Raw genomic sequence first — 21,429 nt, 5'->3', positions numbered from 1 at the left:
ATGAAGCGACTTAACACCGAACTGAAGCGTATTCTTTCCGCCCTAGCGCTGCAGCACGCCGGTGACTACCTGCCGATGCGCGAAAAGCTCTCAGCGCTAGGCGGTAGTGACGCCAGTCCCCGACAAGCAGAGCGTCCGGTGGTGGTGACGAGCAGCGCTCAGCCAAAGCGTGTTGCCCTGATCAGTGATGGCCGTGGCGCTGGCGCGCCGCTCGACTACGCAATCGATACCTGCCTGCAGCAAGGAGCGCAGATCGATCTGCTGCTGCATGGAGAGATCGAACAGAGCCGCATCAACGAGCTGGAAGAGCAGCTGCGCCAAGCTGGCGTTATCAGCCGCACCCTCCCGCTCGGTTCCGACGTCACCACCGGAATCCTCGAATATATCTGCAATCACCCTTCACTGCTGTTCCTGGTGGGAATACCTGACGACACCAGCGTCCGAGTACTGGTTGAAGAGGTGATCCCGCATCACGGCGGGCAGATCCCGGTGCCGCTGGTACTGATCGAAGACCGCAGACCAGAAGTGAGCTATCAGCGCTCCGCCGCCTAAATTTCACCATCGACCCGGCCGACCGGTGCCGGGCAGATAATCCAGACAACAACACTATTTGCTCCATATCAAGAGGAGAGAGATGAACAAACTTGCAGATGAAGAACAGACGATTGCCGCCCCCGGCATTCTGTCGCCAAAACAGATCATAGCCGCCGCCATCTTCCTGGCCGGCGCCCTGCTACTCGCCTGGGCGGTGCCGAGCGTCGAGATCGCCTGGGTCGGCGCGATCCTGATGCTGACCATCTACCTGTTCGCCTTCGAGGTGGTAGGCGTCGATGTGGCAGCAATCACCGTGATGGTGCTGCTCGGACTAACCAGTTTGCTGGCGCCCTACATGGGACTGGATCAGGGACTGGTGGATACCAAGCATCTGTTCGACGGCTTCTCCTCCAACGCAGTGATCTCGATCATCGCGGTGATGATCATCGGCGCCGGTCTCGACAAGACCGGCATCATGAGCAAGGTGGCAGCCTTCATCCTAAATGTCGGCGGCACCACCGAGACGCGCATCATCCCGATCATCTCCGCCACCGTCGGCATCATCTCCTCGTTCATGCAGAATGTCGGCGCCGCAGCGCTGTTCCTGCCGGTGGTAGCGCGCATCTCGGCCCGCTCCGGCCTGCCAATGTCACGCCTGCTGATGCCAATGGGCTTCTGCGCAATCCTCGGCGGCACCGTGACCATGGTCGGTTCCAGCCCGCTGATCCTGCTCAACGACCTGATTCTCACCTCTAACCAGGCTCTGCCCGCGGAGCAGCAGATGGAGACTTGGGGCCTGTTCTCGGTGACCCCTGTCGGCCTGGTGCTGGTGGCCACCGGCATTCTTTACTTTGTCCTGGCCGGCCGATTCGTTCTGCCTACAACCAAGAGCGATAACGAGAGCAGCACCAGCGGCTCCGATCCAATGCAGTATTTCCAGGAGATATATGGCGTGGACTTCGCCCTCTCCGAAGTGGTGGTGACCAATAACAGCAGTCTGATCGGCCACAAACTGGATGATGTAGAGACCGCCTATCGGGTGCGCGTCATCGCCAGCAAACGCTCCGGCGAGGAGAGCCGCATCGGCGCCGGCACCCTGGCCCGTGACACCGAATTTGTCGCCGGCATGGTGCTGGGCGTAGTGGCCGACCCACAGGCCCTGGCCCACTTTGCCGAGAAGTATGGCCTGAAGCAGCGCAGCGAGCTGCGCACCTTCGCCGAGTCGCTGGCCGCCACCAAGGCCGGTATCGCTGAGGTAGTCATCCCGCCGGGCTCCAACCTGGTCGGCAAAAGCGCCCGCGACGTCTGGCTGCGCAAAACCTACGGCCTGGCCATGATTGCTCTGCACCGCAACGGCGAGACGATGCGCGAGGGCGAAGACATCCGCAACACGCCCTTTCAGGCTGGCGACACCCTGGTAGTACACACCCCCTGGGATGTCCTGGCCCGCATCGAAAAAGACCGCAACTTTGTGGTGGTGACCACCGAATTCCCGCATGAGGAGCTGCGTCCAAACAAGGTCGGGGCAGCTGGCATCTTCTTCGGCATCGCCCTGTTCATGGTGCTGTTCACCGACATCCGCCTCTCGGTGGCCCTGCTCACCGGCGCCATGGGGATGGTGCTCTCCGGCGTGCTGAAGATCGAGGAAGCCTATGAGGCAGTGAGCTGGAAGACCGTATTCCTGCTCGCTTCACTGATCCCCCTAGGCCTGGCGGTGGAGACCTCCGGCACCGCCAAATGGATCGCCGATCAGGTGCTCTCAGTGGTGGGCGACATGCCGATCTGGGTGATCCAGGGCTCGGTGGCAGCACTCGCCACCTTCTTCACCCTGGTGATGTCCAACGTCGGCGCCACCGTGCTGCTGGTGCCGCTGGCGGTCAACATCGCCATTGGCGCCGGTGCCAACCCCGCGGTATTTGCCTTGACCGTGGCGATCGCTACCTCAAACTCCTTCCTCATCCCCACCCACCAGGTCAACGCCTTGATTATGGGGCCGGGTGGCTACCGGGTGCCCGACTTCATGAAGGCCGGCGGCATCATGACGGTGCTGTTTCTGGTGGTGATGATGGTAATGATGAACCTTGTTTTCTAAGGCAGCTTGATAATGGAATCTCATATTCTTACGGAGGCCCTAATCTGGAATAACCAGATGGCTATTTCAGGGGCCATACTCGCCGCAACTTTTGTCGGCATCTTCACCGAGGGCGTGCACGGCTTTCACCGCACCAAGTTTGCCATGGGCGGTGCTGCATTAATGGTTTTAGCAGGTCAGCTCATGGGTTTTTACGACCCTGAGAGAGCGCTGCATGCTATCGACTGGAATGTGGTGTTTTTGCTTGGGGCAATGATGACCATCGTGTCGATCATGATCCCAACGGGTGGCTTCCAAGCACTCGCCTATCGTATTGCTGATATCAGCAAGGGGCGTCAGTTTCTCTTACTGGCGTTGCTGGGAACAGCGGTTACCGTCATCTCCCTGTTGCTGGACAATGTCACTACGGTGGTCATCTTCGGCCCGCTGATCATACTGATCAGCCAAGCGCTCAAGGTGAGTCCGGTGCCCTATCTGCTGGCAGCCGCGCTGCTGTCAGACACTGGCGGTGTTGCCACACTAGTCGGCGACCCACCTAACCTGATGATCGGCTCAGCCGCCCATATCGACTTCAATACTTTTTTTATTCACATGGGCGGGCTAGTTCTTGTGGCCTGGCTGACCATTTTGGTGGCGCAGAAATGGCTGTTTGCGAAAGAACTCAAAGCAGAAACCACCCGGCCTGACTTTTCCAAGCTGGAAGAATTGGCAGACCCTCAGACCTGGTACGCCGCCTTGGGCGTACTTGCGGTAATGGTTGTCCTATTTATCGTCCACCACGCGCTGCATTGGGAACCCTGGGTGGTAGCTGTTTTAGGTCTGACCGTCCTGTTGTTCATTGGCAGAAAGGTCGATATGGATAGCTCGCTTCAGGATGTGGAGATGAGTCTGTTGATGTTCTTTGCCTCCCTGTTCGTGCTGGTGGGTGGCGTAGAAAACAGCCACTTTCTTGAGTATCTGGGGCAGTTTATCCGTCCATTTGTTGAGTCGGACCTGTTGCTGGCATCCATTATGCTGATGTGGGCTGCGGCCATCCTTTCTGCAATGATCGATAACATCCCGTTTACCGCCGCCATGATTCCGATCCTTCTCGGCATGGAATCCCAGGGCATCAATGTTGCGCCCCTGTGGTGGTCTCTGGCCGTTGGCGTCGGCATGGGCGGTAATGGCACCCATCTGGGCTCCACCGCCAATGTCTTTATCGTGACCATTTCTGAACGTCTTGCGAAAGAGACGGGGGATGACAGCCTGCGCATCACCCCTGGGCTTTGGTTTCGCAAAGGCACACCCGCGATGCTGCTTACCTTGATTGCATCATCCATCATCATGTGGATTTTCTTTGATTTCTTCAGCACCCCACTTCACTGATCTGGCATTTTAGCCAGCCATCTTCGTGAAATAGCGGTCCATTCTATCGGCCAAGCCGGAGTCAAAACCAACTCCGGCTTGGCCCCTCTCTTAGAGCTGGACTTCACTCCAACCAATGCGCTTCGGCGCCTTCAGCGCATCCGGCAGCGCCTTCATCTTCTTCACCATGCCCGGTGAGAGCAGGTTGAAGTAGAGCTCGGCGCGCACGCTTTTTACGTTATCAGCCGTAATCCGATACTCCAGGGCCCGCCGTTCATAGGGCTGCAGGCGGGTGTTCTTCACCACCTGAGTGGCCATCGGTGGCATTGCCGGTTTGCCCTCCTTATCCGCCAGTGCGTAAACGAAAAAGGCCTGCGGGTCCTCCTTCATCGGATGTTTCTGAAAGTTCTGCCACAGTAGCTTGCCGTTGACATCAAATGCACTCAGCTTCAGGTACATATTGCGAAACGGTGCACCAGTAGGCACGTTGTGGGCGCTCTTGTTATGCAGCTGGACCTTCACTGCAAGCTGACCCGCCTCTGGCTCTACCTGCAGGTCCAACTTTACCGCGCGCTTCAACACACCGACGCTGTGACCACCCCCCATGCTGTGATCCGCCACCCCCTTGACCGAGGCCATGTGGCACGACTGGCAGCTCTCCTGGGTCGCGCTCTTGTCGTACTCATCACCGGTGGCGCAGAGCGGCACGCCATGCACATTCTGCATCTTGTCGTGGCAGCCCAGACACGCATTGGAGGTCTGTAGACTAGTATTGCCTTGCAGCGGCAGATCGAGCTCCGCAACCTCTTTCGCCGGCAGGTAGGCCCTTCCCTGATTATCACGCCCCAAATGGGGGTTCAGTTCACCCTCATCATCCAGCGCCTTGCGCAGGGCATCCGCAGCAGCCCCCTGCTCATGCACAAAGCCCATCGGCCCCTGTAGCTGGTCCGACACCTCATAGGCCTTCAGCCCCAGCACCGGCTTGCCATCGACAAACCCAGCCCCTTTGTTATGCACAAAGCTGTGGCAGGAGACGCAGCTCACCCCCTCGTTGTAGGCCGGCATGGCATCCAGTTTGGTGCTCGTGTCACGGGCCGCGTTGGGTGCATGGCAGTTGAGACAGACCGGAAAGTTGCCCTTCTTATCGGTCTGCCCCGGCTGGCTCGGGTCGCCGATCAGTTTTCGGTAGAGAGCGCCGTGAATCGGGTCTTTTAATGCGGTGCTGTTAGCGTGCATCGAGCCCTTCCACTGCTTGTAGATCGCCTTGTGGCAATCCTTGCAGCTCTCGGCGCTCAGCTGATTTAGCGGCACCTGTTTGCCATCCAGGGTAGCGGCTTGGGTCGGGATCGCTGCGCCCCCCATCACGAACAAGCTACCGATAGTCACTAATCTCCTGAGTTGAATCATACTGCTCTCTCTTCCGGGTTGTTGTGTGAGGGGGAGGATACTACAAGTGTGAACCAGGCCAGCTGATGATAATCATCAATGCTTTTGCGCTTGCGAGGTAGACTGGCTCAGGTACACTCCACCAAAATCGCTCTCAAGCTCTATAAAAACATCTGTGCTATATGCATGGAAAAAGACATGGCAATCCCCGCAGGGAGGATCAGATACCATGAGCTTCGATACCTACGACATTTTCTTCTCCGGCCAGATGATCAGCGGCCAGGACCCAGCTCGGGTGAAACGCCACATCGGCAAGATCTTCAAGCTCGAGGGCGAAAAGCTCGACCGCCTGTTTACCGGCAAGCCGATTCCCGTCAAGCGGGGGGTCGACATGGATACCGTGGTCAAATACCGGGTCGCATTTCGTGAAGCCGGCGCGCTGGTCGATATCCAGCCGGCGCAGAAACCGGCCGGCGATGCGCCGCCAGCCACACCGCACCGCACTCCGGCGCCCACTGCAACCGCCACAAAGCAACAGGCTGCAGAGAGCGCATCCGGCATGACCCTGGCGCCAGCCAACAGCGGCAGCCTGGAGGCGTTCGCGTTGCAGGGCGAAGCGGCGCCGCTCCCCGACACCAGTCACCTACAACTCGGTGCGGTGGGCAGCATCATCGATGAGACCGAAGCCGCACCGCCAGTCGAGATCGACACCCATGAGCTGAGCCTTGCGCCAGCCCAGCAGGGCAACCTGGATGAGTTCAATGAGATCGTGGTGCCGCCAGTGCTGCCCGATATCAGCCACCTGCAGATCGAAGAGCCGGAGAAGAAAGAGCAGGAGGAGTGAACTGGCAGAGGGCTCAGCCCGTCTTATTCATCGTGGATCGCGGAATCTGGCGAGCTCAGTCGCCCCAGTTTAGCAGGTCGCCTATTCCCTCAGTCTCATGATAGGAGAGGCCCGCCGCGATCTGACTTTCGCCGCCCTCTCCCACCAGGACCGCATCAAGGCTGCCAAACGGACGCTCGGCATGGAAGCGCAACGGAATGCGCCGCTCGTCAGCCGTCAGCCAGACCAGCAGAAACTTGTCGGATGGGCGTCCATCCGCCTCCAGACTGGTAAGACGCAATCGCCACAGATTGCCTCCTCCGGCAACCTCGCTAGCCACCTCCACCCGATAGCGCTTCAGCGCCTTGCCGGTAAACACCGGTAGTTCCAGCACCTCACCCGCTGTCAGCTCAACCCTGCGCAATCGCTGCAACAGGGAGTAGTAGTCGTAGGTCGCCGCTTGCAGATCCACCCGATTTGAAAGCACTGCCTGTTCGCCATCAGCCTGCCAGCCCTCCAACAGGTCGTCCAGCTGAAGCGGCAGCGGCTCACCAGCCGGCTCCGGCTCAGACATCTCAATACGCACAGCCTGCCGCCCCTGACGGTCGAACCAGAGCAGCTCCCGCTGGCGTTGGTCGGTGGTCAACTCCTCTTTCACCAGCAGCGCATCTTGGACCTGTGGATCGAACCAGCTCTGATATCGGTAGCGCAGCGGGTAGATCAACTCCGCCTTGCCATAGGCCGCTGTCGAAACCTGTAATAGGGCGGTGCGCACCGGCCTGCCATTCAGCAACTGTGGCTGAGCCGGCAGACGCAGTTCGGCATCGGCAATCGCCATCGGCATGAAGCCGGAGAGTATCCCCTGGTAAGAGATCTGATAGCGCCACAGCTCCGCCTGTTCGACAGCCAGCGCACTGTTGCCGAATAGCCAAAAGCAAAACGTGCCCAGCAGTGCGGTTTTGATTCCAGATTTGATCCCGCCCATTCTCTACTGACCTCTACTCTTGCACGATCAACTATACTGCCATGCAGGTTGGCATGTTTTTCGCAGCTTAGCCTCTGGAAACTGAACCCCAGATGAATCTGTCAATTACCCGACACCAGAGGAGTCCATAAGTATGGTAACCCCAATCCACCCCGACAAATCGGTCACCAACCCGAGCAACCGACAGATAGAGTCAAACCGCAACAGAACTGCGGGTGAGGCCAGGCATGCAGCTGCAGCCAGCGACGCCTCTCAGCCGAGCCGGCCCGACACTCAAGTGGATGTGGAAAAAGCGCGGCAGCTTTATGAGATGGAGCAGAGCCGGGTGGAACAGACATCTCCCCGGATTGAAACCCCGCAGCAGGCCCGCTCCACCCTCGAGCAGATCCTGGCACAATTGAAAGCGACACCGCAGCAAGCACTGCAGGCTCAGGGTGGAGTATCAGAGCAACTCGGCAATCTACTGGAGAGCGCGCCAGCCTAAGGTTTCTGAACGGCAGCCTCAAGGCTGTCGCTCTGATTCTGCTCCACATCCCCAATCAGGCGGGCGATCTCCTGATGCGGACCAATCACCACCAGCATATCCCCCGCATCGATCTTGTGATCCACCCCGCTGGTACTGAAGATCAGCCGCTCCCCCATCTCCAGATCGACCACCCCTATCAGAATCACATCGTAGCGCCGATGTAATTCGATCTGGCTCAGCGGCCGACCCGCGAGACAGGAGCCTGCCGGGATCTTGATCTCAGCAATGTCCATATACTTGCCGAAGAGGGTGCGATCGAGCATCTCCACAATCATCGGCCGGGCGATCAGGTCGTGGATCTTGCGTCCGCTGATCTCAAAAGGGTCGAGCACCTTGCTAGCACCGGCGGCCAGCATCTTCTCTTTGCCCCGCGCTGACTCCACCACACAGACGATCTTCAGCTCAGGCTCCAGGGCACGGGCGGAGAGGGTGAGAAAGACGTTTTTCGACTCCTCGTCGAACAGACCGAAGATGATATCAATCCCCGAACCAAGCCCCACCGAGCGAAGCTGGTCGTCGTCGGTATAGTCCAGCTCACGGGCGTCGAAGCCCCGCTCACACAGGCCGCGCACCTTCTCCTGATCGCTGCTGAACATGGGCACCCGCAGACCGCGTTCGGTCAGCTGCCCCGCCACCTCCTGGGCCAGCGCGTCGGCGCCGAAGATCAGGACACGCAGATCGCGATTCACAGCCCACCTCGTTCAAGGGCATCGCGAAAATGGGCGATGCTGTATTCGTGTCCAAACAACAACAGCAGATCCCCCGCCGCCAGTTCAAAGTCGTGTTTTGGGTTGAAGTGAAACACCCGCCCACCCAGCTCAAACAGATGTGTCTGCCCCTCCGGCGGCGCGCTACCATCCCGCACCACACCAAACGCGATCAGCTTGCTCTGTTGGAAGTCGACCTCACCCAGTCGACACCCTACCAGCTTCGCCCCCGGATGGATGCGCACCGCATCGACCCCCACCTCGCGCTCGCCAGACAGCATGCCGTAGATTGCCTCGAACGCCACCGGCTGGCCCACATACTCCGCCGCAATCAGACCAGCCACCTCGTAGGGCGCCACGGTATGAGTGGCACCGGCCCGCATCAACTTGGTGATATTCTCCCGGTGGTTGGCGCGGGAGATGATCTCGATCTGCCGGTTCATCTGCCGCGCAGAGAGGGTGATGTAAACGTTGATCACATCATTGCCGGTCAGACAAAGCAGCCGCTCAACCCAGCGTTCAACCCCCAGATTTGCCAACAACTGACTATCCTCGGCATTGCCCTGCACCGCCAGATAGCCGCGCTGTTTGGCGAGATGGATTGCCGACTCCCGCGTATCAACCACCACAAACGGGTTCATCTCCTCTGCCAAGCGCTGCGCCACCACCTCACCCACGCGCCCAAAACCGCACAGGATGATGCCGACCCGCTTGCGCTCCACCTCAGAGTAGACCCGCAGTGAGCGCACCTCGTGCATCTTTTCACCAAAACCGGAGACGATGATCGAGGTGAAAAAGGCGATCACACCAAGTCCCGAGATAATCAACACCAGGGTGATGACCCGCCCCTCGATGGTCTGGGGCGTGATATCGCCGTAGCCCACCGTCGACATGGTCACCACCGCCCAGTAGAGACTGTCAACAAAGGAGTTGAACTGAAGGCCGGATGACTCGAACTCAAAAAAGAAGAAGGCGGTGGCGGCGGTAAAGGTGATAAAGGCCATGAAGATGAGCAGCGTCAGCAACTCAGTGCGCTTCTCTGACAACACCTTGACGAATCCACTGATACTGCGGGTGTAGCGAAACAGCTTAAACAGACGGAACAGCAGGAAGATGCGCAGAAAGCGCAGTGGACGATAGCTGGGAATAATCGCCAGCAGATCGATGACCGCCAGCGGTTGACTCATGTAATCCCATTTCCGGGCGAGGATCTCGCGCAGCGCCGGCCAGAGGCGAAACCGCTCATTGACAAACTCCGCCCGTTCGTAATGTTTGAGGATGATGGCGTGGCTGTCGTTGTAGATCCAGAAGCGCAGCAGATATTCGAGGATGAAAACAGTCACCGCGATGCGCTCGACCACATCATCGATCAGCCCCAGGTCGTGGCGCACCTCATAGATCAGCAGCCAGACGCTCAACAGCACCAGCAGGATCATGAAGATATCGAAGTAGGGCCGCACCGGCGCCAGAGGGTTCTCCAGCAAGTCGTAGAAGAAGTGCTTGGCCCGCCGATAGCGGGCCGAGCCCTCCAAGGCGTAGCTGAGGCGGATCAGTGTGTGCGATATCCCCATCTGCTCTCTTTTTACGGCTGCCGGGCGGCAATGATCGGGCCGCGCGGCGCTAAAACGGCAAGACTAGGAGCCTAGTCAGATTATCCGTTTGAGCCTACCCCAAAGGAAGTGCCCTTGGGGAAAAATCCCTGGATGGTGATCAACCCAGTTTATCGCCATCCAGGGGTTTACAGCCAAACAGTGTTAAATCCGACAGGCTCCTAGCGCTGGCGCGACTCCCGGCCCATCTCAATCCGCTCCACGTCCGCTACGGTGATCACCCGGCCGTCGAGGGTCTCGAAATGGCGCCCTTCCACATCACCGCGCCGTGCCTCGTAGATGAGGCTCTCGCCGGTCTGGGTGTTGACCACCCGCACCGTGACGATGCGATATTCGTCGCGCCACTGAAGATAGAGGAACAGGCTGCTGACCAGGATCATGAATATCACCAATCCGTAGGCGGCCAGGCGTGGCGTAACCATCCCGCTCGGCTTGGCAGGCGCACTCAGCTGCGGAGACCGCTCTGCCGCCTCGATCTGCCGCACCCTGCGGGCACGCTGGCGCAGCACCAACCAAGCGATTCCAATCACCCCGAGGGTCAATAACAGCTTTGTAATCATAGCCCCGAACCCTATCATGGGCAGCGACACCCTGGCTACGATCGGGCTTGCAGACGCCTCTCACCACGTTTTACCATCGCTACATGAAACTTCATCCCATTCTTCTACCCAGCCTGCTTGCGCTGCTGCTGATGGCCGGCTGCAGTAAACCCGACCGCCCCACCATCAATCTCTATCGGGCGGTGCATGTGGGGGATATCGATCAGATCGAGCGTAACCTCTACTGGGACGCCGATATCAATGCCACCGGCCCGGATGGACGCACACCACTGCACGTGGCTGCTGAACGCGGTCTGCTGGTAGTGGTGAGCATCCTGCTCGACCATGGCGCGGATATCGATGCAAAAAATACCTTCGGCAAGAGCCCCATCTACACCGCGGTGATGGCACGCCGGCCTCTGATTGCACGCCAGCTGGCAGACCAGGGGGCGCAGTTCGAGCCAAACGAAATGCTGATCGAGGCGGTACGCTCCAACAGCGCCAGCCGGGATATCATCGAGTTTCTCATCAAGCGGGGAGCCAAGATCAACGTCACCGACAAGGATGGCAACACCCCCCTGCACATCGCGGTGCTCCAGAACCATCGGGTAATCGTCAAACACCTGATCGCCAAAGGGGCAGAGGTAAACCAACGCAATCACGCCGGACAGACCGCCTTGCAGCTAGCCATTGCCAACAACTCCGAGGCGATCATCGCAATCCTGCACAAATATGGCGCCGTTGCCGGAAAACCGGACATGTAACGTTCCCCTGCAACCCATCATCAACTTTTAGAAGCGACAACTATGGCATCTACACCCGACGAGCTGACAGTCACCTACACTGAAGACGGCATCGACATTGTCAAAGAACTGGACAAGGTTGTGCTCACGAAAGGAGCCTGGACCACCCTCATCTTCCGCTATCAGGAGTGGAATCGCGCCAAGGAGGAGTACGGTCCGGAGAAGTACACCATCCGCCGCTACCAGAAGCGCAACGGTGAATACCTGCCGAAGTCGAAGTTCAACATCTCCAGCCGGGACCAGGCCAAGGCGGTGATCGAAGCGCTACAGGGCTGGTTGGACGACTGATCAGGGGCCTCTGAAGAAATCTGAGCGAGCAGAAATTCGAACGGCAAGGCTACCCGTCCATGATTCGTTCAGAGGCTCTTTAGCCGCTCTCCGCGACGCGCTCCGCCCACTCCAGCAGTTTGGGAAGTAGTGCGCGGCGCTCAGCGGAGAGCCCCTCATCTGCCGCCAGCAGATCAAGCTGGGCCAGATACTCATCCAACTGGATAGCACCACCGCCATCCGCATCAAACAGACGTGTCTGACGATACTCATCCCAGCGCTGCCGCTCCGTTTCGTTGAGCGTCTCCGGCCAGTTGCGGGCGCGGTAACGAAACAGCATCTCCGGCAGGCGCGCATCGTCAAACGCAAAGTGCAGCCCGGCCAGCTGATCAACCGGAGTCTCACGGATCTGCTGCATGCGGCGACGATCGTCTTCACTGAAGAATGGACCGCTGTACAGACTCAGATCCGGGTCCGTCTGAGGCTCGAACTGCTTCATCTGGTGGACACGGCTAATCTTCGCCTGCAACTCAAGCGCTGACAGCAGCTGCTGGCGATGCCGTTCCGCCTGTTCAAGGTTGATCTGCCAACGCTCCGCCGCTTCCGCCGTCAGGGTGTTGGTCGGCACCAGCACCGGACACTTGTTGAGATGCACCGTCTTCAGCGGGATACGCTCCACGCCTTCAGGCAGATCAGCGGTCGGGGTAAATAGACGCTGATGGATCTGCTCATCATCCAATTCCAACAGCGGCGCTGGATCCTGGCGCAGGTCGAAGACAATCACACCGTTACTGTTCGTCGGATGTTGCGCCAGCGCCACCACCGGCGCGATGCACCCCAGCTCAACCGGGTACATGGAGGAGACATGCAGCAGTATGGGAGGCGTCGCCTTGAGGTTGAGCAGGTCACGCAGCTGATGCTTGTTGCGATGGCTCAGCAGGTAGCCGTAGAGGCGCGGCTGGCGCTGTTTGATCAGCCGCGCCAGGGCGATGGTCGCGTACACGTCTGAAAGGGCATCGTGAGCCGCCTGGTGGGCGATGCCGTTGGCGGCGGTCAGCAGTTCCAGACGGAAGCTGGGCCGCCCTGCCGCATCGCTCGGCCACTCTATCCCCTCTGGTCGCAAGGCATGGGTGAGGCGCACCATGTCGATGATGTCCCAGCGGGAGTTGCCATTCTGCCACTCCCGGGCGTAGGGGTCGAAGAGGTTGCGATAGAGGGTGAAACGGGTGAACTCGTCATCGAAGCGGATCGAATTGTACCCGACCCCACAGGTGCCAGGCTGGGCCAACTCACGATGGATCTGGGCAATGAACTCTGCCTCCGGCACGCCCTTTGCGTACGCCAGTTGCGGGCTGATGCCGGTCACCATGCAGGCCTCCGGCTGGGGCAGCATATCATCGCTGGGACGACTGTAGATCACCAACGGTTCGCCGATCGGCTCCAGCTCCGCATCGGTACGCAGTCCGCCAAACTGGGCCGGCCGGTCCCGCTTCGGATCGGCGCCCCAGGTTTCGTAGTCGTGCCAGTAGAATGTCTGCATCATTAGGCCCTGCCGTGACAAAACCCGCAGTCTCTCATCCAGAGAGTTGTCGCTGCAAGCCAGTATGCTTGCACTTTGCCAGGCATAAAAAAGCCGCTCCAGCCGAGGCCGGAACGGCTCTTTATCGATGACCAGGAGAAGGAGGTTAGATCTTCTCTTTAATGCGTGCTGCCTTACCAGTACGACCGCGCAGGTAGTAGAGCTTGGCGCGACGCACGTCGCCACGACGGGTCACTTTGATATCGGCCACCAGTGCACTGTAGGTCTGAAACACGCGCTCGACGCCTTCGCCGTGGGACATCTTACGCACGGTGAATGCAGAGTTAAGGCCACGGTTACGCTTGGCGATGACCACACCCTCGAACGCCTGCAGCCGCTCACGGCTACCCTCTTTTACCCGCACCTTAACAATCACGGTGTCGCCGGGGCCAAACTCTGGAACCTCACGGCCCATCTGCTCGGCTTCGAGCTGCTCGATGATTTTGCTCATGGTCTATTGCTCCTGTTCTCGCTCCGCGTCTCCCGACGCCGCTCTGATTTCATTAAAAAGCTTCTCTTCTTCGGCCGTCATCCGGCGCCCTTGCAGAAGATCGGGCCGCCGCTGCAACGTCCGCTCTAGCGCCTGTTTGAGGCGCCAGCGTCGAATCAACTCGTGATTACCACTCTGCAGGATCTTCGGCACCTGCATGCCGTCTATCAGTTCTGGACGGGTGTAGTGCGGGCAATCCAGCAGGCCGTCCATGAACGAATCCTGCTCAGCCGACTCCGCCGCACCGAGCACCCCGGGCAACAGGCGGATCACTGCGTCCATCAGCACCATCGCCGCCAACTCACCACCGCTCAGCACATAATCGCCGATCGACCACTCCTGATCGACATTGCGCTCGATGATGCGCTCGTCGATCCCTTCGTATCGACCCGCGATCAGGATTAGATCTTCACCTGAGGCGGCCATCTCTGTCGCGACCCGCTGATCGAAGCGCTGCCCCTGCGGACTCAGATAGGCCAGCTTCGCATCCGGCCGGCCACTCCTGGCGGCCTCGATAGCGGCCTGCAGTGGCTCGTACTTCATCACCATGCCTGGGCCGCCGCCATAGGGGCGGTCATCCACCGTGCGGTGCAGATCGCTGGTGTAGTCCCGCGGATTCCAGAGTCTTAACTCCGCCTGTCCCCGTTGCAGCGCCCGGCCAACCACGCCCTGCTGTTGCAAGGCATCGAACATCTGCGGCATGACGCTGATCACGTCGAAGCGCATCGTTCCCTAAAACTCCGGGTCCCAGTCAACCAGCATCAGCCCAGCAGCCAGATCGACCCTGCGGATCGCCTCACCCCAGGTGTAGGGAATCATCCGCTCCCGCTCTCCCTTGACCACGACCACATCGTTGGCGCCGGTCTCAAACAGGTAGCTGACCCGCCCCAGCTCGACTCCATCGAGGGTCTCGACCCGTAATCCCTCCAGGTCGGTCCAATAGTATTCACCTGCTTCCAGTGCTGGCAGCTGCGCCCGGCGAATCGCGATCTTGCTGTCCTGCAGCGCGGCCGCCTGATCGCGGTCATCACAACCCTGGATCTTGGCAATTACCCCTTTGCCTTGGCGCTTGCCCTCCAGCAACTTGACCTCACGCCACTCCCCATGCTGCTGTAGGTACCATTGGGAGTACTGGAGGATGCCTTCGCGGGGTTTGGTGTCGGAGTAGACTTTAAACCAGCCACACACACCGAACACGCCGGAAACCCGCCCCATCACCACCATCTCGTCGGACTGCATCATTCTGTCCGCCTTGGCAGGAATGGGCTTCCCCGAACCGTCAGATCCGGGCTCAGGCTGCGGCTTTGGCAGCCCGTTTCAGCAGATCCGCAACACGGTCAGAGGTCTGCGCACCCTGGGAGATCCAGTGATCGACGCGATCGCGATTGATCCGCAGCGGCTCCTCGCCACCGGTGGCAACCGGATTGAAGAAGCCGAGGCGCTCGATGTAACGGCCATCACGTGGATTACGGCTGTCGGTCACGACGATGTGGTAGAAGGGGCGCTTCTTTGCGCCAGTTCTGGAAAGACGAATGGTTACCATCTCTTTAACCTTACCTTAGTCACGATGATTTTGGATACACCGGGTACTCCGGCGGGAAACGGCGCATTATAACGGAAAATATTGGAATGTGAAGCCCGCATTGAATCCAGCCTCAAACTTGCGGCATACTTCGGAAAGGAGGGCAGAATTCAGCACTTTCAGCGGCCTTGCGGCGACAACCGACTCAGAATGGAAAACCACCTCCGCCCGGCCCACCCGGCAGACGTCCCCCCATCCTTCGCAACATCTTCTCCATGCCACCGCCCTTCATCTTTTTCATCATCTTCTGCATCTGCGTAAACTGCTTGAGCAGCCGGTTCACATCCTGCACCTGGGTGCCGGAACCATTGGCGATACGGCGCTTGCGCGAACCCTTGATAATCGCAGGGAAGCGGCGCTCTTTCGGGGTCATGGAGTTGACGATGGCAATCAGCCGCCCGACCTCTTTATCGTTGACCTGGTTCTTGACCTTGTCCGGCAGGTTGCCCATGCCCGGCAGCTTATCGATCAGACTGCTCATTCCACCCATCTTGCTCATCTGTAGCATCTGTTCGCGGAAGTCATCCAGGTCAAAACCCTTTCCCTTCTGCAGCTTTTGCGCCAGCTTGGCCGCCTTCTCCTGATCGACTTGGCGGCTGACCTCCTCCACCAGGCTAAGCACATCGCCCATACCGAGAATGCGCGAGGCAACCCGGTCGGGATGAAACGGTTCCAGCGCGTCGACCTTCTCGCCCACACCGAGGAACTTGATCGGCTTGCCGGTGATATGGCGGATCGAGAGCGCGGCACCGCCACGCGCATCACCGTCGGTTTTGGTGAGGATCACGCCGGTCAGCGGCAATGCTTCATCGAAGGCTTTGGCGGTATTGGCCGCATCCTGACCGGTCATGGAGTCGACCACGAACAGGGTCTCGACCGGATCAACGCTGGCGTGCAGCTGCTTGATCTCCGCCATCATTTCGTCATCCACATGCAGACGTCCGGCGGTATCCACCAGCAGCACGTCAGCATAGGCCTTCTTCGCCTCAGCCAGCGCCATCTTGGCGATCTTCACCGGCTTCTGATCGGCGGAGCTGGGGATGAACTCGGCGCCGACATCTTTGGCCAGGGTCTGCAACTGTTTGATGGCGGCGGGACGGTAGACGTCGCAGCTCACCACCATCACCTTCTTCTTACCGTTCTGCTGCAGCCAGCGCGCAAGTTTGGCAACGCTGGTGGTCTTACCCGAACCCTGCAGACCGGCCATCAGGATCACTGCGGGGGGCTGGGCGGCCAGGTCGAGGGATTCGTTCGCCTCTCCCATCACCCGCACCAGTTCGTCGTTGACGATCTTGATCAGGGTCTGGCCGGGGGTGAGGCTCTTCATCACCTCCTCACCCATCGCCTTGGCCTTCACCTCATCGACGAAGGCACGCACCACCGGTAACGCTACATCCGCTTCCAGCAGCGCCATGCGCACCTCACGCATGGTATCTTTGATATTCTGTTCCGAAAGGCGCCCCTGCCCCCGCAGGTTGTCGAGCACCTTTCCAAGCCGTTGTGTCAAACTTTCAAACATGAGCGTTCCACCAAGCAGGCCCCACGGGCGTAAGATCAAAACCGGCACAGTATATAGCAGTTGAGTTTGGCCCCCTAGCGGGCTGTTAGTCGGCCTTCCATCAAACACGCCTTATATGCGATTATCGCGACACCTCAGTTATCGAACCACCGCAACAGGGAATCCAGCCGTTTTGCTGACATCATTTACCATCACGGCCTATCTGCTATCCGGATTGATCTTTGGCGTGCGGCTATTCAGCAGCCGCAGCGTCAGGCTGCTGCCCCGTTCAGCTGGACTGGCTATTGGCTTTGCTGGGGTGGTCCTGCATGCGTTGTTGCTCTGGAGTAATCTGGTAAGCGGCACGGGCGTCAATTTGGGCTTTTTTAATGCCTTCTCGCTAATCGCCTGGACCATCACCTTGCTGCTGCTGCTCTCTGCCCTGAGCAAGCCGGTTGAGAATCTGGGTATAGTTCTGCTGCCGATGGCGGCCCTGGCGATCCTCCTAGAGACCCGTTTCAGCTCGGTTCACCTGCTGAACGAAAACGCTTCCCTCGGTTTAACTGTCCATGTGCTGGTCTCGATGCTGGCCTACAGCCTGTTCACCCTCGCCAGCGTCCAATCTATTCTGCTGGCGATCCAGGACCACCAGCTCCACCATCGTCACCCCGGCGGCTTTATCCGCGCCCTGCCCCCCCTGCAGACCATGGAGAGCCTGCTATTCGAGATGATCGGTGCCGGTTTTTTCCTGCTGACGCTGGCGCTGGGCTCCGGTTTTCTGTTTCTTGACGACATGTTCGCGCAGAGACTGGTGCATAAGACGGTGCTGTCGATCACCGCATGGATCGTGTTTGGAATGTTGCTGTGGGGACGATACCGTTTTGGCTGGCGAGGCCAGAAGGCATTGATCTGGACCCTGAGTGGATTCGTGGTTTTGATGCTGGCCTATTTCGGCAGCAAGGCGGTAATTGAGCTGGTGCTTGCCTGATTTTCGTCCAGGTCAGCGGCTGAAACGGCGGTAGGCCTTTGCCACCTGCCGGCCCTGCTGCAGACGATTCAACTGGGTGCGGATCTCATCCCTGGAACGGTCGCCTATCGCCATGATCTCCGTATCGAGCCTGATGATCTCCTGAACCTTGTTGGCAGCCAGCATCTGGTCACCAAACGCCTCTTCACCATCAAAACACTCAGCGATCAGACGGCTGCGCTGCACCTCCGTCCGCTCCGCCTCCTCCCAGGCAGCCTGTTGTGCCTGTTCACGCATCTGGCGGGTCAGCAGCAGAACCTGCTCCAGGAGGTCATCTTTCACAACCATCTAGGCACCCACTGCAGGAGAGATCTTCTCCTGTGGCAGCTGTTTGACCTCATCCGGCAATGCATCCCAGGCAAGCTTGATCTCGGTCAGCAGCGAGGCGACCTCATCGAGGATTTCCGGATCGTTGCTGCTGTTGGCCGCCATCAGGCGACGCCCCATATATTCGTAGAGGTCATCAAGGTTGCGGGCAATATCACCACCACTCTCTAAATCGAGTGCGCCGCGCAGGCCGTTGATGATAGACAACGCCCAACTGATATGCCGGCTCTTCTGCCCCATATCCTTGCGCTGTATGAACCCCTTCGCCGCCGCCATCTTGTCCAGCGCACCCTCCATCAACATCTGGACGAGCCGGTGCGGACTAGCGTAGGCAACCTCTGAGCTGGTTGCCACCTGTCCATACTGGGATATTCCACGCTTTTTTAAATGGCTCATGGGTAATTATGCCTCACGACTGTTTCTCATTCTTGTCTGGATCACCGCTCTCTGCAGCGCTCTTTCCCTCTAGGAAGAGTCTCTTTGTTTCCATCCCATACCAGTCAGGCTCTCATCTCCTTCAACCATCTCATTTATATTTAGGATGAGAACTGTTGCGAAAGAAAACTGCTGGTAGTTTGCAACTGCCCCATTAACGAGTCGAGCGCGGCGAACTGGGCCCGATAGCGTCGTTCAGTCAGATCGAGACGATATTCAAGCTGATTCTGTCGATCCTGCAGGGTATCAATGCGGGCAGCCAGTCCATCCTCACGCGCATCCACCATACCATCAGCAGTCAGCAGATCGTGGGCGAGATCACCCAAGCGTTTGGCAAATCCCTGATCACTGTCCGCGAACAACCTGCTGACCCCGCTGAAATCGGAATCCATCGCCTTGCTCAATGCGCTCTTATCAAGACTCATCCGGCCATCCTTGCCGATGGAGAGCCCCACTTCTGTCATATGGGTGTAGCTGCCACCAGTAATCGAGGCACCACTATTGACTATGCCAAGCATCAGGCTTTCCATGGTCAGCAGGGTGCTGTCTCCCGCCAACTGCCCATCATAAAGGCTATCGATGGTATTGCGCAGATTGTTGAAGGCGGTAGCAAATGCATCCACTGACTCGGCAATAGCGTCATCATCTCTGCTGAAATCGACCGTGCCACTACCAGTTGTTTTAAGATTAAGGGTCACACCCTGAATCGCATCACTGATCGTATTCGAACTACTGGTCACACTAAAGGTATCGACGGTCAATTGGGCATCTTGAGCAGCCGCCACCTGAGTCAGGTTCTGCGTACCTGCCGCCTCGTAATGGAGTTGGGAAAGCCCTGCATCCCCCGAGACCACCACCTCAACGGCATTCGACGCACCGCTGTCATTCGAAGTCAGGATCAGGCGGCTGCCACCACTCTCGTTGAGAATGGTGGCGGCCACCCCTGGATTATCACTGGCCTGATTGATCGCATCTCGAATGCCCGCCAGGGTGTTGTTACTGCTGTCGATGGTGAGACTGAAGCTGCCACTGCCCACCGAGATATCCAGAGTGCCGCTTCCCACCACAGTATCCTTGTTGGTAAAGGTAGTGGAGGCGAGCTTGTGGCGTTGAGCCAGTTGGGTGACGTTGATATTGAAGCTGCCCACATTGGCAGTCTCATCCGCACTGGCGGTAAAGGCATCCGCGTTGGAGGATGAACCGGAGAAGACCTGGAACTTGGAGAGAGAGCCCAAGCCATCCATAGCCGTTTCAAAATCCGACACAGCACTGCGCAGCTGGCCATAGGCGCTGATCTGCGCGTTGACCTGGCTCTCCTGATTCTGCAGACGATCCAGCGGCAGCCGCTCCAGGTTCATCAACTGATCAATGATGCTGTTGACATCGAGCCCAGATCCAACACCGGGAGCGAGAATAGAAGCCATGATCGTCTCCCCTCCATTTAATTTGTTTTACCCTGGAGGAGAGTCCATCCAGGGTGAAAGTCTAAGTTTGAACTCTACAGCGGCAAGCCGATCTCTTTCAGGCTTTCGCCTTAAGGATCACCCCAGAATTCTCTTGCATACGCTGTGCAAGCCGGATGACCTCTTCAGGTGGGATCTGGCGAACTAGTTCGTCCCGATCCAGATCAATTACCTTGATGATTGTCTTGCCACTCTCCTCATCCACGCTGAACTGGAGTGAGCGCTTCTGCTGCTGGACCTTCTGATTGAGCTCTTCAACCATCTTTTCCAGCCGCTCAAGACTGCCCTGGGACTCCTCTTCAGCCTGGTCTTGATGGATCGATATATTCCGCTCAGCAACCTGACGTGCAGCTTCTGCTGGCCTGGCCTGCTCCACCCATTGGGGCTGGGTCGTCCGGCTGAACTGAAGCAGCGATCCCATTGTTACTTCGGTTGTCATTGCATCCACCCTGAGGCTGATCTCTTCGAGTCTAGTGCATCCGGGCTAGATCACCCGGATGCCGGTCGATGAGCTTACTGCAACAGCGCCAGGGCACTCTGCGGAACAACATTGGCCTGAGACAGTATCGAGACACCAGCCTGCTGTAGGATCTGCGTCTTTGTCAGTGCCGCGGTCTCCGCCGCAAAGTCGGCATCCTGAATCCGGCTGCGTGAAGCAGTGAGGTTCTCAGCGTAATTCGAAAGATTTGAGATAACCGCCTCGAAACGATTCTGCACGGCACCGAAGGTTGCTCGATTCTGAGCCACTGATGTGATGTCGTTTTCGATACCGGTGGATGCGGTGCTCAACTCTGCCGATGCGGCGGAGGCACTACTGACATTGATGGTGCCGGTAGCGGTCAGGCTTGAAGCGTAGGCATTCAGGCTGGTCAGGTCGATAGTTTTGACGCTCACCTGGTGACTGGCCTTGCCATCCTGACCCACCTGGAAGCTCATGCTGGCAGTGGCGGACAACAGGGAAGTACCATTGAACTCGGTGGTCTGCACGATACGGGAGATCTCCTGAGTCAGCTGATCCACCTCCTTCTGCAGGCCGGTGCGATCTTCAACGGTAGCGTTGGATGACTGCACCGCAATCTCACGAATCCGCTGCAGGTTGTTGGCGATCTGACCGAGGGCACCTTCCGCAGTCTGACCAAGTGAGATGCCGTCTGCCGCGTTACGTGTGGCCTGATTCAGACCGCGGATATCCGCAGTCATCTTTTCAATCTGATAGAGACCCGCCGCGTCGTCTTTCGCGCTGTTGACGCGCAGACCGGAAGATAACCGCTGCAGGGATTTGGCTAGATCGTTCTGTGTGGAAGAGAGGTTACGCTGGGCGTTCAGCGACATTACGTTTGTATTGACTACGAGTGCCATAACTTTTCTCCTAATCACCCGGCGATGCTGTACATCAAGCCTGGGCATCG

The 21,429-nt window shown here is 58.4% G+C and carries 24 protein-coding genes; 8 read left to right on the top strand and 16 right to left on the bottom strand.

Annotated elements, in window-relative coordinates:
- From L0Y14_RS02655 to L0Y14_RS02645, 3 genes are all read left to right on the top strand, one after another.
- Positions 1–552, top strand: coding sequence for a hypothetical protein (locus L0Y14_RS02655; RefSeq protein ID WP_006473633.1), 552 nt, complete (start codon positions 1–3; stop codon positions 550–552).
- Between the two features lie 82 nt (positions 553–634).
- A complete protein-coding gene (locus tag L0Y14_RS02650; RefSeq protein WP_006473632.1) occupies positions 635–2,626 on the top strand; it encodes an SLC13 family permease in 1,992 nt (663 codons plus the stop codon).
- Between the two features lie 12 nt (positions 2,627–2,638).
- Positions 2,639–3,994 (top strand): ArsB/NhaD family transporter, encoded by a 1,356-nt coding sequence (locus L0Y14_RS02645; protein ID WP_050798770.1) that lies wholly within the window; start codon positions 2,639–2,641, stop codon positions 3,992–3,994.
- 90 nt (positions 3,995–4,084) lie between these two features.
- Here L0Y14_RS02645 and L0Y14_RS02640 read toward each other — a convergent pair whose 3' ends face one another.
- Positions 4,085–5,359 carry a cytochrome c family protein gene (locus L0Y14_RS02640; protein WP_006473630.1) on the bottom strand — a complete coding sequence of 425 codons (1,275 nt, stop codon included), beginning with the start codon at positions 5,357–5,359 and terminating at the stop codon, positions 4,085–4,087.
- Positions 5,360–5,588: 229 nt separating this feature from the next.
- Between L0Y14_RS02640 and L0Y14_RS02635 the strand changes: the two genes are divergently transcribed.
- The gene (locus L0Y14_RS02635) at positions 5,589–6,203 is read left to right on the top strand and encodes a hypothetical protein (protein WP_006473629.1); all 615 of its coding nucleotides are present in this window, start codon (positions 5,589–5,591) and stop codon (positions 6,201–6,203) included.
- A 55-nt stretch (positions 6,204–6,258) separates the two neighbouring features.
- Here the strand turns inward: L0Y14_RS02635 and L0Y14_RS02630 are convergent, their stop codons facing one another.
- Positions 6,259–7,167 (bottom strand): DUF3108 domain-containing protein, encoded by a 909-nt coding sequence (locus L0Y14_RS02630; protein ID WP_005965426.1) that lies wholly within the window; start codon positions 7,165–7,167, stop codon positions 6,259–6,261.
- A gap of 133 nt (positions 7,168–7,300) precedes the next feature.
- Here L0Y14_RS02630 and L0Y14_RS02625 point away from each other — a divergent pair, with 133 nt between their 5' ends.
- Positions 7,301–7,651, top strand: a complete 351-nt coding sequence (locus L0Y14_RS02625; protein WP_005965424.1) for a hypothetical protein — start codon at positions 7,301–7,303, stop codon at positions 7,649–7,651.
- On the opposite strand, the gene L0Y14_RS02620 is transcribed toward L0Y14_RS02625, so the two are convergent.
- The 3 genes from L0Y14_RS02620 to L0Y14_RS02610 form a co-directional block, all read right to left on the bottom strand.
- Entirely contained in the window at positions 7,648–8,382 is a 735-nt protein-coding gene (locus L0Y14_RS02620; RefSeq protein ID WP_005965423.1) for a potassium channel family protein, read from the bottom strand. The genes L0Y14_RS02625 and L0Y14_RS02620 overlap by 4 nt on opposite strands.
- Positions 8,379–9,971 (bottom strand): potassium channel family protein, encoded by a 1,593-nt coding sequence (locus tag L0Y14_RS02615; protein ID WP_005965421.1) that lies wholly within the window; start codon positions 9,969–9,971, stop codon positions 8,379–8,381. Before L0Y14_RS02615 ends, L0Y14_RS02620 begins: the two co-directional genes overlap by 4 nt.
- A gap of 200 nt (positions 9,972–10,171) precedes the next feature.
- A complete protein-coding gene (locus tag L0Y14_RS02610) occupies positions 10,172–10,570 on the bottom strand; it encodes a hypothetical protein (protein ID WP_039960482.1) in 399 nt (132 codons plus the stop codon).
- An 83-nt stretch (positions 10,571–10,653) separates the two neighbouring features.
- On the opposite strand from L0Y14_RS02610, the gene L0Y14_RS02605 reads away from it, so the two are divergent.
- Both L0Y14_RS02605 and L0Y14_RS02600 read left to right on the top strand, forming a co-directional pair.
- Positions 10,654–11,313, top strand: coding sequence for an ankyrin repeat domain-containing protein (locus L0Y14_RS02605; protein WP_006473627.1), 660 nt, complete (start codon positions 10,654–10,656; stop codon positions 11,311–11,313).
- Positions 11,314–11,355: 42 nt separating this feature from the next.
- Positions 11,356–11,640, top strand: a complete 285-nt coding sequence (locus L0Y14_RS02600) for a hypothetical protein (protein ID WP_005965415.1) — start codon at positions 11,356–11,358, stop codon at positions 11,638–11,640.
- 79 nt (positions 11,641–11,719) lie between these two features.
- Here the strand turns inward: L0Y14_RS02600 and sbcB are convergent, their stop codons facing one another.
- The 6 genes from sbcB to ffh all read right to left on the bottom strand — a co-directional run bounded on the left by sbcB (position 11,720) and on the right by ffh (position 16,789).
- Complete coding sequence (gene sbcB / locus L0Y14_RS02595; RefSeq protein WP_006473626.1) at positions 11,720–13,162, bottom strand: exodeoxyribonuclease I; 1,443 nt, start codon at positions 13,160–13,162, stop codon at positions 11,720–11,722.
- A 142-nt stretch (positions 13,163–13,304) separates the two neighbouring features.
- Positions 13,305–13,649: a 50S ribosomal protein L19 gene (gene rplS / locus L0Y14_RS02590; RefSeq protein WP_005965411.1), complete on the bottom strand. Its 345-nt coding sequence runs from the start codon at positions 13,647–13,649 to the stop codon at positions 13,305–13,307.
- Between the two features lie 3 nt (positions 13,650–13,652).
- Positions 13,653–14,414: a tRNA (guanosine(37)-N1)-methyltransferase TrmD gene (gene trmD / locus L0Y14_RS02585; RefSeq protein ID WP_005965409.1), complete on the bottom strand. Its 762-nt coding sequence runs from the start codon at positions 14,412–14,414 to the stop codon at positions 13,653–13,655.
- A 6-nt stretch (positions 14,415–14,420) separates the two neighbouring features.
- The gene (rimM, locus tag L0Y14_RS02580) at positions 14,421–14,930 is read right to left on the bottom strand and encodes a ribosome maturation factor RimM (RefSeq protein ID WP_005965407.1); all 510 of its coding nucleotides are present in this window, start codon (positions 14,928–14,930) and stop codon (positions 14,421–14,423) included.
- A gap of 49 nt (positions 14,931–14,979) precedes the next feature.
- Entirely contained in the window at positions 14,980–15,231 is a 252-nt protein-coding gene (gene rpsP / locus L0Y14_RS02575) for a 30S ribosomal protein S16 (protein ID WP_005965405.1), read from the bottom strand.
- A gap of 184 nt (positions 15,232–15,415) precedes the next feature.
- Positions 15,416–16,789 (bottom strand): signal recognition particle protein, encoded by a 1,374-nt coding sequence (gene ffh / locus L0Y14_RS02570; RefSeq protein ID WP_006473625.1) that lies wholly within the window; start codon positions 16,787–16,789, stop codon positions 15,416–15,418.
- Between the two features lie 172 nt (positions 16,790–16,961).
- Between ffh and L0Y14_RS02565 the strand changes: the two genes are divergently transcribed.
- A complete protein-coding gene (locus L0Y14_RS02565; protein ID WP_006473624.1) occupies positions 16,962–17,756 on the top strand; it encodes a cytochrome C assembly family protein in 795 nt (264 codons plus the stop codon).
- 12 nt (positions 17,757–17,768) lie between these two features.
- Here L0Y14_RS02565 and L0Y14_RS02560 read toward each other — a convergent pair whose 3' ends face one another.
- From L0Y14_RS02560 to L0Y14_RS02540, 5 genes are all read right to left on the bottom strand, one after another.
- The gene (locus L0Y14_RS02560) at positions 17,769–18,077 is read right to left on the bottom strand and encodes a flagellar protein FliT (protein WP_305790615.1); all 309 of its coding nucleotides are present in this window, start codon (positions 18,075–18,077) and stop codon (positions 17,769–17,771) included.
- Between the two features lie 6 nt (positions 18,078–18,083).
- The gene (fliS, locus tag L0Y14_RS02555) at positions 18,084–18,518 is read right to left on the bottom strand and encodes a flagellar export chaperone FliS (protein WP_005966565.1); all 435 of its coding nucleotides are present in this window, start codon (positions 18,516–18,518) and stop codon (positions 18,084–18,086) included.
- 140 nt (positions 18,519–18,658) lie between these two features.
- On the bottom strand, positions 18,659–19,981 hold the full coding sequence (gene fliD / locus L0Y14_RS02550) for a flagellar filament capping protein FliD (protein ID WP_005966568.1): 1,323 nt from the start codon (positions 19,979–19,981) through the stop codon (positions 18,659–18,661).
- A gap of 97 nt (positions 19,982–20,078) precedes the next feature.
- Positions 20,079–20,459: a flagellar protein FlaG gene (locus L0Y14_RS02545; RefSeq protein WP_240991550.1), complete on the bottom strand. Its 381-nt coding sequence runs from the start codon at positions 20,457–20,459 to the stop codon at positions 20,079–20,081.
- A gap of 74 nt (positions 20,460–20,533) precedes the next feature.
- Entirely contained in the window at positions 20,534–21,379 is an 846-nt protein-coding gene (locus tag L0Y14_RS02540; RefSeq protein ID WP_006473621.1) for a flagellin N-terminal helical domain-containing protein, read from the bottom strand.
- Between the last annotated feature and the right edge of the window lie 50 nt (positions 21,380–21,429).

It is taken from the genome of Candidatus Endoriftia persephonae, assembly GCF_023733635.1.
GTDB classification, from domain to species: domain Bacteria; phylum Pseudomonadota; class Gammaproteobacteria; order Chromatiales; family Chromatiaceae; genus Endoriftia; species Endoriftia persephonae.
Note: the sequence above shows the minus strand (reverse complement) of the source record. Positions and strands in the feature narration are given on the sequence as shown.

Coding starts and splice junctions, on each gene's coding strand:
- L0Y14_RS02655 (WP_006473633.1), top strand. CDS start 1: ATGAAGCGACTTAACACCGAACTGAAGCGTATTCTTTCCGCCCTAGCG.
- L0Y14_RS02650 (WP_006473632.1), top strand. CDS start 635: ATGAACAAACTTGCAGATGAAGAACAGACGATTGCCGCCCCCGGCATT.
- L0Y14_RS02645 (WP_050798770.1), top strand. CDS start 2,639: ATGGAATCTCATATTCTTACGGAGGCCCTAATCTGGAATAACCAGATG.
- L0Y14_RS02635 (WP_006473629.1), top strand. CDS start 5,589: ATGAGCTTCGATACCTACGACATTTTCTTCTCCGGCCAGATGATCAGC.
- L0Y14_RS02630 (WP_005965426.1), bottom strand. CDS start 7,167: ATGGGCGGGATCAAATCTGGAATCAAAACCGCACTGCTGGGCACGTTT.
- L0Y14_RS02625 (WP_005965424.1), top strand. CDS start 7,301: ATGGTAACCCCAATCCACCCCGACAAATCGGTCACCAACCCGAGCAAC.
- L0Y14_RS02615 (WP_005965421.1), bottom strand. CDS start 9,971: ATGGGGATATCGCACACACTGATCCGCCTCAGCTACGCCTTGGAGGGC.
- L0Y14_RS02610 (WP_039960482.1), bottom strand. CDS start 10,570: ATGATTACAAAGCTGTTATTGACCCTCGGGGTGATTGGAATCGCTTGG.
- L0Y14_RS02605 (WP_006473627.1), top strand. CDS start 10,654: ATGAAACTTCATCCCATTCTTCTACCCAGCCTGCTTGCGCTGCTGCTG.
- L0Y14_RS02600 (WP_005965415.1), top strand. CDS start 11,356: ATGGCATCTACACCCGACGAGCTGACAGTCACCTACACTGAAGACGGC.
- sbcB (WP_006473626.1), bottom strand. CDS start 13,162: ATGATGCAGACATTCTACTGGCACGACTACGAAACCTGGGGCGCCGAT.
- rplS (WP_005965411.1), bottom strand. CDS start 13,649: ATGAGCAAAATCATCGAGCAGCTCGAAGCCGAGCAGATGGGCCGTGAG.
- trmD (WP_005965409.1), bottom strand. CDS start 14,414: ATGCGCTTCGACGTGATCAGCGTCATGCCGCAGATGTTCGATGCCTTG.
- rimM (WP_005965407.1), bottom strand. CDS start 14,930: ATGATGCAGTCCGACGAGATGGTGGTGATGGGGCGGGTTTCCGGCGTG.
- rpsP (WP_005965405.1), bottom strand. CDS start 15,231: ATGGTAACCATTCGTCTTTCCAGAACTGGCGCAAAGAAGCGCCCCTTC.
- ffh (WP_006473625.1), bottom strand. CDS start 16,789: ATGTTTGAAAGTTTGACACAACGGCTTGGAAAGGTGCTCGACAACCTG.
- fliS (WP_005966565.1), bottom strand. CDS start 18,518: ATGAGCCATTTAAAAAAGCGTGGAATATCCCAGTATGGACAGGTGGCA.
- fliD (WP_005966568.1), bottom strand. CDS start 19,981: ATGGCTTCTATTCTCGCTCCCGGTGTTGGATCTGGGCTCGATGTCAAC.
- L0Y14_RS02545 (WP_240991550.1), bottom strand. CDS start 20,459: ATGACAACCGAAGTAACAATGGGATCGCTGCTTCAGTTCAGCCGGACG.
- L0Y14_RS02540 (WP_006473621.1), bottom strand. CDS start 21,379: ATGGCACTCGTAGTCAATACAAACGTAATGTCGCTGAACGCCCAGCGT.